Below are 16,461 nucleotides of genomic sequence, written 5' to 3'. Positions count from 1 at the left end.
ACTATATCGTTGGATATTACAGCACGCTCAGGCCGCATGAATATAACGGTGGCTTACCCCCAAACGAATCGGAAAAACGATACTGGAAAAACTCTAACGCGGTGGCCAGTTTTTGTTGACCACTTCACTCTGAGCATCTGGGCATTATGTTCAAATGAGTAAAGGCATTTATCCTCGAACGGGAATAAAGCATATTGGACAACCGATGATACCTGTGAAGCTTACGGTCTCAGGCTTTAAAAATCTGCTTACGATGCCAGCCGACATACTGTTCAGTGGGCCACAGCGATTTGTCATGGGGAAGATGCAACTGTTCGCCGTTTCGTTGCCAGAACAGGTTATCCACCACAGGGCTACGGCTGACGCCGCCGGAAATGCGGATCGTCAGGTTTTCATCCAGTCCGAATGCGCCCATGTCAAAAGCATCATGATGCAGCGAACACAGCGCCAGACCGTTATTCACTACACATGGTCCGCCATAGGTTTTCCAGTGAATATGTGCCGCTTCAATACCAACCAAGGCACCATCCAGCCTGAGATCGTAACCACAGAACGCGCAACGTGAATGGTAAGCGCGAAGAACGATACCCCTGAAGCGTGGATCGCGGTTTCTGGAGCGATCAATAAAATCGAAGCCCAGTTGGTTGGCGAGGATCCGCTGAATACTTTCCGGGAAACGATCGGTGAGGATCTGCTGGGCCAGTTGGTCGATGACTTCCGGGTGTGCCAGGAACTGTTGATAAGCCGCTTCATCAAAGCCACCCGCCACCTGGTTATCAATCAGTTCTTTCTTTGTTGGCTGAGCATTGCCTTTACGGGGTTTACAACCTTTCGCATTAATGATTTCCCAGAAGCCATCCCTTCTGAGTCGCCAGAAAGGCATATTGGGATAGACAGTGCGTCGCTTGGGGCCAAACTCTTTCAGCAGACGAGTGAGCGGCTCGTGGATCTCCAGACCATAGTTAAACAGGCGTGGGTGGCCTGCTTTGTACTGCGATAACACATACAGCAATAACAACGGTTTATGCGGCGCGCATACGTCACCCTGACGCCATACAGAAACGTTGGAGATGGCAGATTGCAGCGTTTCGAGAGATAACATAGGGGGAACCGGGTAACGGGCTGATGTTATTGCGATCATGCTCGCAAAAGTGCTGAAATTCAATTGTTGCTCGCCACGTTGATGTGAGTGAAATCGACGCTTTATGCTTGTAATGCAGGATGTCCTTTAGACACGGCTCTTTACCCCATCTTAAGTGACTCAGAGGTGCCTGTTAAACCAGGGGGGATTCACAGGCCAGCCTTACTTAACTACCACAGTGCAAATGCAAAGAAACCTGCGCCAGAAACCGTTGTAGTCGAATCATACAGCTGAACCGGATCACAGCTACATTGAAGCCACCACCGTTTTTTCCTATTAGTTTTAGTAGTTATTTATTTTTTCATTCATTCATATAATTAAGAATTATCCTCCATCCTTATATTTAATCTGCGAGTTTAGTGCAGATGGCGCAGCGATTTCGATGATCAGAATAACAAGGACTAATGAGTCTGGCGCTGCCTTGCAAAATTATATCAATCTTTATCCCGCCTTTATTTCTCTTGTTGAGCAGCATCTTCCGTCTGGCTACAAAAAAATATTTGCGCGTCCACAGCAGGCCCCGGATGGGGCGATTGAATGGTACAGCGATATTAACGGGCAGCCCGTCGCACTGACTGCCCTTTCACCAGCGGAAAAAGAGAAAGCGCAGGCGTTGTTACAGCAAAAGCTGGTGGTAATTGCACAGCTTTATCAAAAACTCGCGAAGAATAACGGCGCACCAGCCGATGTCCTGCAGGTACTTTCGCTCGCCAATTATCAGCCTGATGAACGTGGCATTTGGGTTGTTGATGGTCAGCCGGTCATCACCGCCTGGAGCGAAAGCCCCGTCGCACCGATGGCTCCGGTTGCACGTCAACGGCGAGGCTGGCTGGGGGCACTGCTGTTATTACTACTGGCACTGCTGGCGCTGGTGGCTTTCCTGCTGCTACGTGGTTGCGCTCCAACGGCTAAAACGCCTGCGCCCGCAGTATCACCGCCGTCTCTCCCGGTGAGGCAAGTTTGTCCGGCAAAACGGACAAAACAGCAGGCCCCTGAAATGGTTGTTATTTTTGATGCGTCAGGTTCTATGGCCATCAGCATGGACGCCACGCCAGATGAGCTACGCCGCCTGATGCAGGATAAACCAGTGGACAATATTGAGCGCGAGCCACGCCGCATTAGCCTTGCTCACCGCTCCGCAAAACAGGTGATTGACGAGGTGCCAAAAGACATGGACATCAGTCTGGTGTCAGCAGCGACATGTCAGCAAGTTTTTGTTTCTTCATCATTACCCTTTTCCCGGCGCAACGAACTGAAACAGGCTATCGATAAAATTCAGCCAGTGGGGAAAACCGCGCTGGCAGAAGCGCTGGAAAAGGCGGGTAAGTTGGTCGATGGGGTGGCGCGTGATGCCATCATTGTGCTGATAACCGACGGTGAGGAAACCTGCGGTGGTGACCCCTGTGAGGTCGCGCGTCAGCTGAAGCTGAAGAAGCCCCGCTTGCAGGTTAACGTGGTCGATATTATGAACACGGGCGCAGGGAATTGTATTGCCAGCAATACAGGCGGTTCGGTTTATGCCGTAAACAATACCCAGGAATTTAATGAAATGATGAAGCGGGCAGTTAAGGAATATATTCCGGAAGGCTGTGACTAACACATTAGAAACGTTGATTGGTTCATCCCAATATAGTTTCACCAGAAAATCATAAGCGTTTACGTATGGCGAATATTAATACTGCAAAATTTAATTTAGGACTAAACGTTTTTTGTTAGCTGCCGATAATTTTTCAGTATTTTTTAATTTTCCCGGAAGGGGATTCACATCGCTTGCGGTTTTACACCGTCGAGGACGCTGTACGTATCAATAAAACAGAGTTAACCCGAATAATTACCAGCAAGGGTAGGCCAACGTGAAAGAGATGTTCCTGTGCAGTGACAGGCTCGACAAATATCAGTCAATGGGTGAGAACGGTCAGGCAGTGCATATTTCCGCATTGCAACTTCGCGAAACGCTGCGCCTGAGAAAACAGAGCGACGTCGCCGACACATTAGCGATCCCGCAAGTCAATGAACATGGTGATCGCATCGACTGGTATGCCCCTGCTGCCGGAGATGTCATCCCCTGGTCTGCCGCCACCGAGAGCGAACGCCAGGACGCGCTAAGGCAACTGGAAAACAGCCATACCGTTTTACGCCAGCTAAGTGCTGAATACAGCCAGCACGCTAACCCGGAACAACGCCTGTTCGGGAAACTGCTGGAGAAAGCCATGCAGTTTCCCGACCAAAATCATGTCTGGCTGGTGGGCGGTAAACCGGTTATGAGCTTCTGGGGATTCGTTCTTGCCCGTCATCAGACACGTATCGATCCGCTGGATTGCCTGCGACCTCCGGTTCCTGTCGCCCCTGCGGTTTCTGCCCCAGCGTCTGCGGTGCCTCTGGCCAGTGAAACCATCGCTCAACCCCGGGTCATACGCCGGGGATGGTGGTGGACGTTCCCGGCCTGGCTGCGCTGGTTGCTCCCCTTGCTGCTGCTGGCACTACTACTCATGTTGCTGCTTCGCAGCTGTGTGCCCGGCATTCATATCCCTGGCTTTTCTGCCACCCTGCCGGGTTTGCCAGACGCACATCTGAACACGCCAACGGTCAACGCTGGCTTGCATGGGGTAACTGGTACAGGTGTAAGCGGGCAGGCTTTGAACAGAAATGGCACCGGCTTGCCGGAGGCGTCATCCCCATCAGTGAACTTACCTGCTAGTGGTGAGGCGCCTGTTAACGGAGGAACTTCAGCAGTCCCTCCGGTGCCGGCTGATGCGTCTGCCGAGAACACGCTGCCCGGCGATGCTGTCGCGCCAGAAATCACAGCAGAGGTGCCAGCACCACCTTTACCAGAGGTGACCGCTGGCCTTACGCCGCCGGATGTCACACCAGCCAATGGCCGACCGGACCTGAAAGCCCCGCTGACCATCCCTGCCGAGGCGTTAGCGCAGGGAAATACCCACTTTTTAAACGGAAACTGGCGCGCCGGTGCCGGTATCCAGGATCAACGTACTGGTAAGCCGCTCAGCCTGAGTTATCAGATCAAGGATGGCAAGGGTGAAGTAGAGATGGTGCGCGGAGACGGGGTGACTTGTCGCGGTGCGGTCAATGCGGTCATCCAGTCCGGCAATCTGGCGATCAATAAACAAGGTGAAGCCCAATGTTCTGATGGATCGGTATACCAAATGCCGGATGTCCAGTGTGCGCCTGGCGCGCAAAACATTGCGGACTGCAAGGGCCGCTACGACGCCAATACCCTTTTCCCTATTTCGATGAAGCAGGAGGCAAGTAAGTAAATGCTCGCTGAACTTACTGATTTTAAAAAGCAGGTCAAACTTATTCGTGACAGCGGCATCCAGTTCCTGGACTTCGCGTTTACGCTGCCTGCCCGTAAAGAGTATGGTGATTTTTTGCGCCAGAACGGTGACGGCGCCATCCTGCGCCTGGTCTACAACGAGCGCGAAGATAAACTTCAGATCCCGGCGGTAGATAATGCTGCCCCCCGCTTTGCCGAGTCAGATTACTCCCTGACGACGGAAGAGTCGCTGCGCCTCTATCAGGGGCTTTGGCTACCGCTGCCTTTCTTTCGCTTCAATCCACCGCGCGCTTTTGCGCACGGACCAACCAACTGGGCGCGCGTGCAGTTCCACGAATTGGCAGAACCTGACGAGAAGGGGAACACCTGGCGTGCGATCCTGGTCTTTGATACCAAAATTTTCCCGGATCGTGACAACACCCAATATCTGGCTCCCAGCGAAGATGACGTGCGCTCGGGCGCCGGTTTTGCACTGGCGCTGCACCCGCACGAGATGGGCGATTTTCTGACGCTTCCATGGGTCGATGAGTGGCTGCAAGAAGTGTTCAGCATCCAGGCGCGCGACGTGCTGCGTCAGCATGCAGAAGATATTGATGAGAAACTGCTGCAGAAAGAGCACCAGGCACATTATCTCAATCTGCTGAATATTCTCGCTGCCACCGTCGCTATCCCGGAAGTGCAGGTCAATGACGTGAAGGTCCGTGACTCAGCCATTCCGGTGGATCTCGTACTTGATATTGGTAACTCCCGTAGCTGCGGTATCCTGATTGAAGAACACCGCGATGACAATAAAGGCCTTTCGCAGCTTTATCAGCTGCAACTTCGTGACTTAAGCCAGCCGCAGAACGTCTATAACGAACCCTTCGACAGCCGCCTGGAGTTCGCGCAGGCTGAATTTGGCAAGCAGGACTTTTCGCTGAAAAGCGGGCGCAGCGACGCCTTCACCTGGCCGACCATTGGCCGCGTGGGCGATGAAGCCTTCAGAATGGCGGCACAGCGGCTGGGCACAGAAGGTTCCACCGGGATCTCCAGCCCGAAACGTTACCTGTGGGACGATCAGCCTTATTCCCCCGGCTGGCGTTTCAGCCAGGCGTTTGTGAAAGCCGATCGTGAACCTCTCGCCACTGCCGCACCGTTGCTCTACATGCTGAACGACCAGGGCAAACTGCTGATTCGCCTGCCGGAAGATGAGCGTATGCCGGTCTTTTCCCCGGTTTACAGTCGCAGTTCTTTGATGACGATGATGCTCTCTGAAGTCCTGAGCCAGGCACTGATGCAGATCAACAGCCCCGCACAGCGCCTGAAAATGAACCACGCCAGTACACCGCGCCGCTTGCGCAATGTCATCATGACCGTGCCGCCAGCGATGCCAAAACCGGAGCGTGCCATCTTTGAACAGTGCATGCTGGATGCCATACGCGTGGTGTGGAAAGCGCTGGGTTGGGAAGAGATGGACGACGACAGCGAAGAGACTGAACAGCTGAAATACCCGCGCCCTGGCGTTCACGTGAAGTGGGATGAAGCTACCTGTGGACAACTGGTCTATCTCTACAACGAAACCCAGACCTACTTCGGTGGCCGTACCGATGAGTTTTTTGCGGCAACCCGTCGCCCGGACAACCAGCCCGCCGCAAACGAGCCGCGTAGCCTGAAGGTGGCCTCCATTGATATTGGCGGCGGCACCACCGACCTGGTGATCTCGCGCTATACACTGGATGACGGCGAAGGGATCAACGTGCGTATCGCGCCGAAACAGCTTTTCCGCGAAGGCTTTAAGGTGGCGGGTGATGACATCCTGCTGGATGTGATTCGCCTGTACCTGCAACCGGCGGTGAAAGCCGCGATGATGAAAGTCGGCCATAGCGATATGTCGGCAGAATCAATGATGTCGCAACTGTTTGGCAGCGAATCCATTGAGGCGGGTAAGCAGGTCTTGCGTCAGCAACTGACGTTGCAGATCTTTGCGCCGCTAGCACTGGCAATCCTGCATCGCTATGAAGAGTACTCCCCGGAGAACGGACGCGAGCAGCTCAATTTCACTTTCCGCGATCTGCTGACCCAAAACATGCCGACGCAAAAAGTGCAGGACTACGTGAATGATGTGGCGCGCATGGGCCAGCTTTCCAGCGAAGCGCCATTCTCCATTCTTGATGTGCCGCTGGAGATCGATCTGGCCAACCTGCACAACGAATTCATTAACCCACGCAGTGGCCGCATGAACATCTGCCATAGCCTGCGCGCGCTGTGCGAAGTGCTCTGGCACTACAACTGCGACGTGCTGCTGCTGACAGGCCGTCCGTCGCGTCTGCCGGGTATTCAGGCGCTGATCCGCCAGCTCCAGCCGGTGCCGCCATCACGCGTGTTGCCGCTGCATGGTTATGAAACGGGCGGCTGGTATCCGTTCAACAAGAAAGGCTGTATCGACGACCCGAAATCCACCGCTTCCGTTGGGGCGATGCTGTACCTGCTGGCAGAAAAATCGCGCCTGAGCAGCTTTTTCTTCCGCACCCAGGATTTTGTGCCTTACTCCACCATCCGCTATCTCGGCATGCTGGACGGCAATAACCAGATCAAAGACAGCAACGTCTTTTATCGCGATATCGACCTGGATGCGCAGGCGTTCCAGCTACCGCAGGGACAAGGTTTTGAAGCGCGTGGTGAAGTACGCATTGGTTTTCGCCAGCTGGATAACGAGCGCTGGCCTGCCTCTGCGCTCTACACGTTGAAAATCACCAATCCTAATCTTGCCGGTGAGCTGGCCGGGGACGCCATCATGCGCATCGAACTTACCGCTGAGCAAGGTCGCCCACGTAACGGCGTTGAGGCGGTCAGTCCGGAGAAATTCCGTATTGAATCCCTCGAGATGGAAAATGCCCGACGCAACTACAACCGCAAAGACGTGGCATTCCAGTTGAACACTATGGTCGGTAACGGTCTCAGCGAGACGCATTACTGGCTGGATAGCGGGAGTATCAAAAGCTAATGAGTAATCCTAATTCTGCAAAAATCATTCAGGGCTGGCAGGGCGTTGAGCAAGGTGCCAGCCAGGCAATTGACTGGATTGCTGCTGTCCGCCAGGACGCGCCGCGTCTCAACACCGAAGCTGACCGATTGACGCTGAACCTGCGTCGCAGCCGCAACAAAGCACGCCGACTGGCGCAGGCGGCCGCACGCCCGATGACCATCGGCTTCTTCGGTTTATCGCAGGCGGGCAAGTCCTACCTGATTTCGGCGCTGGCCGCCGGTGAAAATGGCAAGCTGGGTACGGTGCTGGGTGGGCATCAGCTCGACTTCCTTACGCACATTAACCCGCCGGGCGGCGGTAAAGAGGCCACCGGTCTGGTGACCCGCTTCAGCCGCCTGAAGCATGACGACGACAAAAACTGGCCGGTCAAATTGCAGCTCTTTAGCGAAGTGGAGATGGCTAAAATCCTCGCGAACGCGTTCGTGCATGACTTCAACCAGGAGAAGTTTGACTGGAACTACGATGAAGGACGGATTAGCGACCTGCTGGCAACGCTGGAGAAACGCCGCCGCCCGTCGCGCGTGCCGGGCGTGACCGAAGATGACGTGGTTTCTTTCTGGGACTATCTCACCCGTCATGCGGAAAAAACCCAGGGTCGCTTCGCGTTGCACTACTGGCCACAGGCAGTCAGCCTCGCCCCATGGTTGAACACTGACGATCGCGCACAGCTGTTCTCGGTGTTGTGGGGTGAAGTGCCTGAACTGACCCACGCCTATGGGCACTTTGCCCAGACGCTGCAACGTCTGGGGGGCGTGCAGGAAGTCCGCGCACCATTAAGCACGCTGGTGGTGGAAGAGGACGGCCTGCTGATCCAGAAAAACAGCATCATGAACGTGGACATGTTGGAACATCTTAACCAGCCCCACGATCAGCGCATTGAGGTCTGCCCGGTGCAGGAAGGTCAACTGGCCTCGCCTGTCGCAATATCGCTGGCCGAGCTGACCGTGCTGACGGCTGAACTGCATGTGCCGCTCTCTGCGCCAACGACTGAGCCACTGTTCGATCACGTAGATCTGCTTGATTTCCCCGGCTATCGCGGGCGCATGTCTATCGACTCTTTCAGCGGGAAGTCGGCTGAGAGTGATGCCAGCGGCGGTAGTCGCCTGGCTGAGTTGCTTCTGCGCGGTAAAGTCGCCTATCTGTTTGAGCGTTATACCGAAAATCAGGAGATGAACGTTCTGGTACTTTGTACCGCCTCCGCCAAACAGTCGGACGTGAAAGACGTTGGCGATGCGCTGGACGAGTGGATCTGCCGCACCCAGGGCGCCGATGCCGACGTGCGCAGTCGCCGTCTGCCGGGGCTGGTCTGGGCCTTGACGATGTTCGATAACCGCATCACTGGCGCCTTGTCCCACGAAGAAGCGCTGCTTCGTCAGTACTGGGGGCAGGGCGGGATGATCAAGATGGCGATGCTGGAGAAATTCGGCAAATACAGCTGGATGAGCGAGTGGAAGAAAGGCGAAACCTTTAATAACACCTTCCTGGTACGTAAACCCGGTATGCAGACGCCGTTCACCCGCATCAGTGGTGGCAGCGAGATCGCCTTAACCGAAGAAAACGCCGATCAGCTGGCGTTGATGCGCAAAACCTTCCTGGAAGACGACGCCGTAAACCGCTATATCGCCTCACCGGCAGAAGCCTGGGACGCGATGCTGAACCTCAATGATGGTGGCATGAAACGTATGGCGAGCTACCTGAGTCAGGTCGCGCGTCCGGAGAACAAGCTGGAACGCATTGCCGAACAGCTCGAAGAGAGCCGCCACGAGCTGGTGCAGGGCGGGCTGGGCAACTGGTATCAGCCAGATGGCGACGAAGAGGTAGCGAAGAAAGCCCGCATCGCCCAGGAAATCATAGCGGCGGTGAAAAAACGCAACGGGATGCACGGCGAACTGCTGGCGCGGCTGGTGCCGACGCGCCGCTCGCTGCACGCCCTGTACATGCAGCAGGTGAGCCTCCCAGGCGCGGTGGAAGAGGAAGATGTGTTTGATATTGGTCTTGATGATACCCACGGTAGTAGCACCTCCAGCGTCAAGAGCCACAGCCATGAAGTCGCCTTTGCGCGTCAGAGTGTTCAGCACTGGATCAACCACCTGCGTGGCCTGCCGGAAACCCCGGCCATGCTTAATTATATTGGCCTGCCACGCCCCGTCGCCGAACAGCTGGTCGATGAACTGATCACCGGTCTGCTGCGCTTGCGTGCCGAAGAGACGCTGGTCACCGTGATGCAGAACACCGATCAGGCTGGCGTACGTCGCGACTGGATGGTGGATCGCCAGGTGTCGCGAGTTCTGCACATCATGAGCGATTTTATGACCTGGCTTGGCTATCAAAGCGTGCCGGAGAAAAAGCGTCCAACCCGCCAGAACCAGCCCGATCAACCGATCTTCACCCGTCCGGCCCAGTGCGACAGCGTAGTGTGGAAAGATGATGAACGTCTCGTCAGCCTCACACCGCAACAGCTGAACTACAGCGGCTATTTCATTCTTGACTGGTTGATCGGTCTGGAAGCCCTGATCACTGAGAATGCCGGGCATTCCGCCGGGCGAGAAATTAGCGTAGCGCAGAATGAAAAGCTGGGCGTCATCCTCAACCTTATTCAGCGTTCACAGGAGTAACAGGACGTGATCAAGCCCGAACTAAAACCCTTAAACCCCGTTAATCCTGGCTATGCCACCCTGTTGCTTAAAGGCTGGAAAGGCGGCCTTGAGGGGGTTGAGATCTCCATCCTGCGTAACCAGGACAATCTCTATCTCGATAGCCACGGCGGTTGGGTGAGCGGCGAAATGTTTCTTGGTCTGCCAGCCCTGGGCCTCGTTGACGACGTGCCTGCCGTGCAGGTTGGCCCGTCGTTTATCGACCCGCTGCTGGCAAACCGCCAGGCGGCGTATCGTCTTGTCATCAAAGACAGCATGGCCCGTGATGTAGGCATTCTCGCCATCACTGATGGCCTGCTCAGCTCCCAGGCTGGAGGGGAAAACCCGCTGGTAGTTAATAGTCAGGCGCTGCATGTCACCCCGCCCGCGCAGCCTGAGCCAGTGGTGGAAACCCCGGCACCAGAGCCGATCGCTGACGTGCCTGCGGCACCCGCAAAACGCAAAGCACCGGTGGCTATTATCCTCGCCATCATTGCGCTGCTATTGGTCGCTGCTGCCGCCGGATGGTGGTTTATGCGTAAACCCACGTCAGTCGAGGCGCCGGCCCCTGCTGTTGCACCGGTCGCCAAAATCAGCGGTCCTTGCGGCGATGACCAGATGAAAAGCGGCAATGCCATGGATTTCGTCAAAGGCTGTCTGCGCAGTCAGCCCAGCAGCGCCCAGCTGTTGGATGTGATTGCCAAAGCAAAAGCCGACAAAAAGTGTGACGTCGCCCAACGCCTGTATGCCTACAAAGCGCAGTCCGGCGATAGTCAAATGGCGATGCGCTATGCGCAGGAATATGACCCGAAATCCGCCCAGGCGGATGGATGCTTCAGTCCTGACCCGCAAACTGCCAGCTATTGGTACGAAGCGGTCGTGAATCAGGATCCGCAAAACGCCGAGGCAAAAGCCCGTTTAGCTGAGCTGAAAAAATAGGACTAATGAATGAAAAAGAGTCATGGATTCAGCGGCCTGTTGTGTGCGGTGGCGTTAAGCCTGCCAGCCCACGCCGCTGACACGAAGCCTCTGCTACAGGACGGTAAACACACTCTGTTCCAGCGCGTGCTCACCTATCCCGGATGCCAGTTGGCTCCCAAAGCGGGTGAGACAGGCAAAGAGCAGCCTGCATTCAGCCGCTTTTACGTTTATCAGCGCGAGAAACAGGGTCAGGATGAGTGGCTACAGGTTGGGCCGGACAGCTTCGGACACGTTTCCGGCTGGATGAAGGCCTCCTGCACCGTGGACTGGAAAGTGCAGCTCACGCTGGCCTTCACCAACCCCGCCGGACGCCACCCGATGCTGTTCTTCAAAGAGAAGAGCGATGTGGAGTCTCTGCTGAATAATGCCAGCCCTGCGGCTGCGCTGGAGCCGATGATCACCAGTCTGAATCAGAAAAAGCCGGTGCCGCAGGTACTGGCCCGCGAGCCAGACTACATGGTCGATCAACTGAAAAACTTTTACCTGTTGCCCGTGCTGGGTTCTGACGATGTCTTTACCGATACCGGTTTCCAGGTTCGGGTGCTGAACGTGGCGTCGGTAAGTGAGAAAGCCAGCGCCAGTGCCCCTGCCAAAGCCACCGACGAGAAGAACATGATGAAGGGCTTCTCCGCCTCGGTGGTGTTCGTGATCGACTCGACGATCTCAATGGGGCCATACATTGATCGCACCAAAGAAGCGATCGACAAGATCTACAAGCGGATCGAAAAAGAGCAATTACAGGACAAAGTGAAGTTCGGCCTGGTGGCCTATCGTTCCAGCGTGAAGGCGGTGCCTGGGCTGGAATACGACGCCAAAATGTATGTTGATCCGAACACCGTGAAAGACGGCAAAGATTTCCTCGCTAAAGTGCATGACCTGAAGCAGGCGACCGTCTCCAGTAGCAAAGTGGATGAAGATGCCTACGGCGGGGTGATGACCGCGCTGGATAAAGTCGACTGGACGCAATTCGGCGCGCGCTATGTGGTATTGATCACCGATGCGGGCGCACTGGACGGTACGGATAGCCTGTCGTCAACCCATCTGGGTGCGGAGCAGGTGCGCCAGGAAGCAGCATACCGTGGCGTCGCGCTTTACACCCTGCACCTGAAAACGCCGGACGGGAAGAAAAACCACGCCTCCGCAGCTGCGCAGTATCAGGAGCTGACGCTGAATCCGTTCCTGCATAAGCCGCTGTACTACCCGATCGATTCCGGCGATGTGAACAGCTTCGGCACTATCGTTGATAGCCTCTCTAATGCCATTACCGGCCAGATCAAAACGGCCTGGAGTGGTGAAGAGACGGCAGGTAGCGCTCTGGGTGCCAGCCCGAAATATGCCGGTAAGAAAGCCGATCCTCTGCTGAGCGATGCCGAAAAACTGAGTAAAGCCATGCGGCTGGCCTACCTGGGTGAAAAACAGGGCACGCAAGCGCCGCCGGTCTTTAAATCGTGGATCAGCGATCGCGATCTGGTGAATCAGAACATCCCGGCCACCGAGGTTCGCGTACTGCTGACGAAAAGCGAGCTGAGCGATCTGAGTGATGTGATGAAGAAGATCGTCAACGCTGCCAATGAAGGGATGATCTCGCCGGATGACATGTTTGCCAGCCTGCGATCGCTGGCGGCGACCATGGGCAATGATCCCAACCAGGCGAAAAGTAAAGATGCGACCCGCCTCGGTGAAATGGGTCTTCTGGGCGAGTACATCGAAAGTCTGCCCTACCTGAGCGAGGTACTAAGCCTCGATGAAGAAACCTGGAAGAGCTGGGATGGCCTGGAGCAGGAGCGTTTCATTCGCCGCCTGAATACCAAACTCAACTACTACCAGCGCTACAACGAAGATGCCGATCGCTGGGTCGCGTTGGCACCGGACAGCGATCCGCGGGATAACGTTTATCCCGTTCCGCTGGAGAACCTGCCCTGATGCTCCACATTCGCGATATGGACATCTGCCGTGGCGGGGCGCAGGGCTTCTGCGTCTCGCTGCCAGCGCTGACGCTCCAGCCTGGCGAGGTCGCGGCGCTGACCGGCCCGAGCGGCTGTGGCAAAAGCACGTTACTTGAGATGACCGGGGCGATCCTGCGCCCCGGCACCCTCGGAGCCTACCAGTTGGGCGAGCGTGACATTGCCGTCCCGCTGCTGGCCGAAGACGAACCTGCGCTGGCGGCCATTCGCGCCCGCGAACTGGGTTTTATGCTTCAACATGGCGGGCTGCTGCCGTGGCTGCCCGTGATGGAAAACATCACCCTGGCTCGTCGTCTGGCGGGCCTCACCACTCAGTCATCCTGGCTGGAGACGGCCATCGACACGTTGGGCGTGCGGCATCTGTTAAAGAGCATGCCTTCCCGGCTCTCCATTGGCGAACGCCAGCGCGTAGCATTTATTCGCGCCATCGCCCATCAGCCGCGCCTGTTGCTGGCTGATGAGCCGACCGCCGCGCTGGATCCCGACAACGCCAGCCGCCTGTTTACGCTGATCGTCGAGATGGTGCGGAGCCTGGAAATGACAGCGATCATCGTAAGCCATGACTGGCAGCGTGTTGATCAGTTCGGCCTGAAACGTTACACCGCCAGAATTGAGGAGGGGAAAAGTGTCTTCCTGCCCGGTTGACAGGCCTCCTGAGGGCGGCCTGCTATGGCGCATGGCACTACGCGATCTGATCCACGATCGCAAAGTCGCGCTGTGCGTTATTTTTTCGCTGATAGCCGTCATCGCCCCGTTGCTTCTGCTGTTCGGGCTGAAAAACGGCATCGTCAGCCAACTGCGCCACCAGCTATTGGACGATCCCCGTACCCGAGAAGTGCGCATCACCGGCAATGGGAATTACGATTTCAGCTGGCTACAGCGGCTGGCGGAACGCCCGGAAGTGGGCTTCTCGATCCCTCTGACTCGCTCGCTGAACACCCAGGCTGATCTGGTGCGCGATGGGCAGCACTTTGTCGCGGGAGCTGAAGTGATCCCCTCTGGCATTGGCGATCCTCTGCTGTCTGGCGTTGCTGTGCCTCGCCGGGATCATCAAGTGGTGTTAAGCGCCAGCGCTGCCCGGCGGCTTGATCTCAAGCCTGGCGAGTCATTCCGTCTGATGGTCAGTCGCAAAATTGAGGGGCAAAACCAACGCGCGGCCTTCGCCCTGACGGTGAGTGGCGTGCTGGACGACGCCCGGTTTGCCCGCCCTGGCGCTTTTGTCACACTTCCGCTGCTGGTGGCGCTGGAAGACTATCGGGACGGCTACCAGGTGCCGCTGTTACAGGTCAGTGAGGGTAAACCGCCTCGCGAGCGCACGCGGTTCTCCCGCGCCCGCGTGTATGCCAACTCCCTGGATGATGTCCCGGCGTTAGCACAATGGCTGGAAGAGCAGCACATTGAAGCCGTCACCCAGGCGGCACAAATTGAGGCCGTGCGGGCGATCGATCGCGTGCTGGGCGTTATCTTCGGCGTAATCGCCTGGATTTCGGCTACCGGCTGCATTGCATCGTTGATCGGGGCCTTTATCGCCAACATCGATCGCAAAAGAAAGGACATGGCAATACTGCGGCTGCTCGGTTTTCGCCGTCGCGCCGTCACCCTCTTTATTGTGATCCAGGCGTTGTGCCTGACCGGTGTCGCCTTTGGTGCCGGGCTTGTGCTTTACCTGCTGGGCAGCACGTTGTTTAACCGGGTGCTGGGCGCATCACTGCCCAATCAGGCATTTGTCTGCCACCTCGAACCCCATCATTTTTTTGCGGCGCTGCTGTGTGTGCTGGTGGTGGCACTCAGCGTTGCCGCAATCGGGGCATTGCGCGCCCTGAAGATCGAACCTGCGGAGAGTTTACGTGAAATTTAAACTGGTACTGGGCCTGGCAGCGATCGGGCTGGGCTACTCCTGCGCCGTGCAGGCCACCTGGGATGAGAAGTTCTGGAATCCGAAACCGCTGGCGGACGATGTGATCCTTCCGATGCCGTGCGACGGCGCAATGGCGTTTCGCAAGGTCGCCATACCGCAGAATAAGCCCTTAGAGGACTACAACATCACCCTCGGTCAGGAGGGCGATGAGTGGGGTTACGTGGAGCAGTCCCGCCAGGAGCATATCGCTGGCAGCTTCCCCGATCCGAAAAACAAGGGCCGTTATTACCTGATGGCGAAGTACGAACTGAGCGATTTGCAGTTCCGCGCGCTCGCAGGCGAGTGCCCGAAAGCAGATATTAAAGGCCGCCTGCCAAAAGTGAACATCGGCTGGATGGACGCGATGGCGTTCGCCAACCAGTACAACCTGTGGCTGCGTAAAGAAAAAATCGGCTCGCTACCGAAAGACGACGGACAGCCGGGCTTCTTGCGTCTGCCGACGGAAACAGAATGGGAGTTTGCTACCCGTGGTGGGCTTGCGGTGTCGCCCTCTGAGTTTCGCGATGTGCATTTCCCGATGCCTGAAGGGTTGAACGGTTACGTCTGGTTTGCCGGGGCGCAGTCAGCCAATGGCAAACTCCAGCTGACGGGCCTGCTCAAACCAAATCCTCTCGGTCTGCATGACATGTTGGGCAACGTTGCGGAGATGATGTTTGAACCTTTCCGTCTTAATAAGCTGGATCGTCTGCACGGCAAGGCAGGGGGTTATGTCGTGCGAGGCGGCAGTTATGTCACTACGCAAGGCGATATTCGTAGCGCCCTGCGTGGTGAAGAGCCTTATTACACCGATAGCGGTGAAAACGTGAGTAAAACCACCGGTGTGCGTCTGGTGATGGTTTCTACCACGCTAACCTCACGCGATCGCGTAAAGGAGATCGAGAAAGAGTGGCAAGCTCTGGGCGCCGGGCAGAAAACCACGGCATCAGGTAAAACACCGGACACGCTGCAAAACCTGAACGTCATCTCCGCCAAAGTCCAGGATGACGGGCTAAAAAAAGAGCTGGAAAAACTGCGTGGTGAACTACGTGCTAATAGTCAGCTGCGTGATGAGCAGCGCGACCAGGCTATTCGCACCTCGCTGCAATTAGGGGCATTCCTCTGCACGAAGATGAAAGACGATGGGGAGTTCCTCGATCGTCTGAACCAGCTTTACACCAAAACTTGCGCCGCTGATAGCCAGTTGGATGCCAACTGCGCGCGCCGACAGGAACAGCTAGGCCAGCACCAGAAAGCGCTGGATTTTATCACCAGCTACTACGCTGACACCCTGGTTGATATGGGCACGACCTTCAACAAACCGCTTATCGACCCGCAAATTACGGTGGTTCAGCAGCAGATGGCGGCACGTGGAAAAACGAACCTGAATGGCTACCTGGAAACTTACTGGAAGAACCTTCAGGGCTACTGGAAAGATGGCAAGGTCGCGCGCGATGTGTGGCTGACGGCATGCAAAAAAAATAATTAATTCCGACAAGGAGATAGCAAGAAATGTTTACGTTTAAAG

The 16,461-nt window shown here is 56.1% G+C and carries 10 protein-coding genes; 9 read left to right on the top strand and 1 reads right to left on the bottom strand.

Going from position 1 to position 16,461, the window contains the following annotated elements; genetic code table 11:
• Window positions 1–229 precede the first annotated feature (229 nt).
• On the bottom strand, window positions 230–1,102 hold the full coding sequence (locus KW828_RS18915) for a phosphorothioated DNA-binding restriction endonuclease (RefSeq protein WP_218337809.1): 873 nt from the start codon (window positions 1,100–1,102) through the stop codon (window positions 230–232).
• 460 nt (window positions 1,103–1,562) lie between these two features.
• On the opposite strand from KW828_RS18915, the gene KW828_RS18910 reads away from it, so the two are divergent.
• From KW828_RS18910 to KW828_RS18870, 9 genes are all read left to right on the top strand, one after another.
• Window positions 1,563–2,738: a VWA domain-containing protein gene (locus KW828_RS18910; protein ID WP_256350275.1), complete on the top strand. Its 1,176-nt coding sequence runs from the start codon at window positions 1,563–1,565 to the stop codon at window positions 2,736–2,738.
• 265 nt (window positions 2,739–3,003) lie between these two features.
• Complete coding sequence (locus KW828_RS18905; RefSeq protein WP_218337812.1) at window positions 3,004–4,416, top strand: SrfA family protein; 1,413 nt, start codon at window positions 3,004–3,006, stop codon at window positions 4,414–4,416.
• The gene (locus KW828_RS18900; protein WP_129361703.1) at window positions 4,417–7,419 is read left to right on the top strand and encodes a virulence factor SrfB; all 3,003 of its coding nucleotides are present in this window, start codon (window positions 4,417–4,419) and stop codon (window positions 7,417–7,419) included. It abuts the gene before it with no gap.
• Window positions 7,419–10,076: a putative virulence factor gene (locus KW828_RS18895; protein WP_218337807.1), complete on the top strand. Its 2,658-nt coding sequence runs from the start codon at window positions 7,419–7,421 to the stop codon at window positions 10,074–10,076. The genes KW828_RS18900 and KW828_RS18895 overlap by 1 nt, the downstream gene beginning before the upstream one ends.
• A 6-nt stretch (window positions 10,077–10,082) precedes the next feature.
• Window positions 10,083–11,033, top strand: a complete 951-nt coding sequence (locus KW828_RS18890; protein WP_218337806.1) for a hypothetical protein — start codon at window positions 10,083–10,085, stop codon at window positions 11,031–11,033.
• Window positions 11,034–11,042: 9 nt separating this feature from the next.
• The gene (locus KW828_RS18885; protein ID WP_218337805.1) at window positions 11,043–12,998 is read left to right on the top strand and encodes a vWA domain-containing protein; all 1,956 of its coding nucleotides are present in this window, start codon (window positions 11,043–11,045) and stop codon (window positions 12,996–12,998) included.
• A complete protein-coding gene (locus tag KW828_RS18880) occupies window positions 12,998–13,684 on the top strand; it encodes an ABC transporter ATP-binding protein (protein ID WP_256350274.1) in 687 nt (228 codons plus the stop codon). The genes KW828_RS18885 and KW828_RS18880 overlap by 1 nt, the downstream gene beginning before the upstream one ends.
• A 31-nt stretch (window positions 13,685–13,715) precedes the next feature.
• Window positions 13,716–14,897, top strand: coding sequence for an ABC transporter permease (locus tag KW828_RS18875; RefSeq protein ID WP_218337804.1), 1,182 nt, complete (start codon window positions 13,716–13,718; stop codon window positions 14,895–14,897).
• Complete coding sequence (locus KW828_RS18870; RefSeq protein ID WP_218337803.1) at window positions 14,887–16,422, top strand: SUMF1/EgtB/PvdO family nonheme iron enzyme; 1,536 nt, start codon at window positions 14,887–14,889, stop codon at window positions 16,420–16,422. Before KW828_RS18875 ends, KW828_RS18870 begins: the two co-directional genes overlap by 11 nt.
• Window positions 16,423–16,461: the final 39 nt, after the last annotated feature.

This window comes from Enterobacter sp. ENT03 (assembly GCF_019218745.1).
In the GTDB taxonomy this organism is placed as follows: domain Bacteria; phylum Pseudomonadota; class Gammaproteobacteria; order Enterobacterales; family Enterobacteriaceae; genus Enterobacter_D.
Note: the sequence above shows the minus strand (reverse complement) of the source record. Positions and strands in the feature narration are given on the sequence as shown.

Coding starts and splice junctions, on each gene's coding strand:
- KW828_RS18915 (WP_218337809.1), bottom strand. CDS start 1,102: ATGTTATCTCTCGAAACGCTGCAATCTGCCATCTCCAACGTTTCTGTA.
- KW828_RS18905 (WP_218337812.1), top strand. CDS start 3,004: ATGTTCCTGTGCAGTGACAGGCTCGACAAATATCAGTCAATGGGTGAG.
- KW828_RS18900 (WP_129361703.1), top strand. CDS start 4,417: ATGCTCGCTGAACTTACTGATTTTAAAAAGCAGGTCAAACTTATTCGT.
- KW828_RS18895 (WP_218337807.1), top strand. CDS start 7,419: ATGAGTAATCCTAATTCTGCAAAAATCATTCAGGGCTGGCAGGGCGTT.
- KW828_RS18885 (WP_218337805.1), top strand. CDS start 11,043: ATGAAAAAGAGTCATGGATTCAGCGGCCTGTTGTGTGCGGTGGCGTTA.
- KW828_RS18880 (WP_256350274.1), top strand. CDS start 12,998: ATGCTCCACATTCGCGATATGGACATCTGCCGTGGCGGGGCGCAGGGC.
- KW828_RS18875 (WP_218337804.1), top strand. CDS start 13,716: ATGGCACTACGCGATCTGATCCACGATCGCAAAGTCGCGCTGTGCGTT.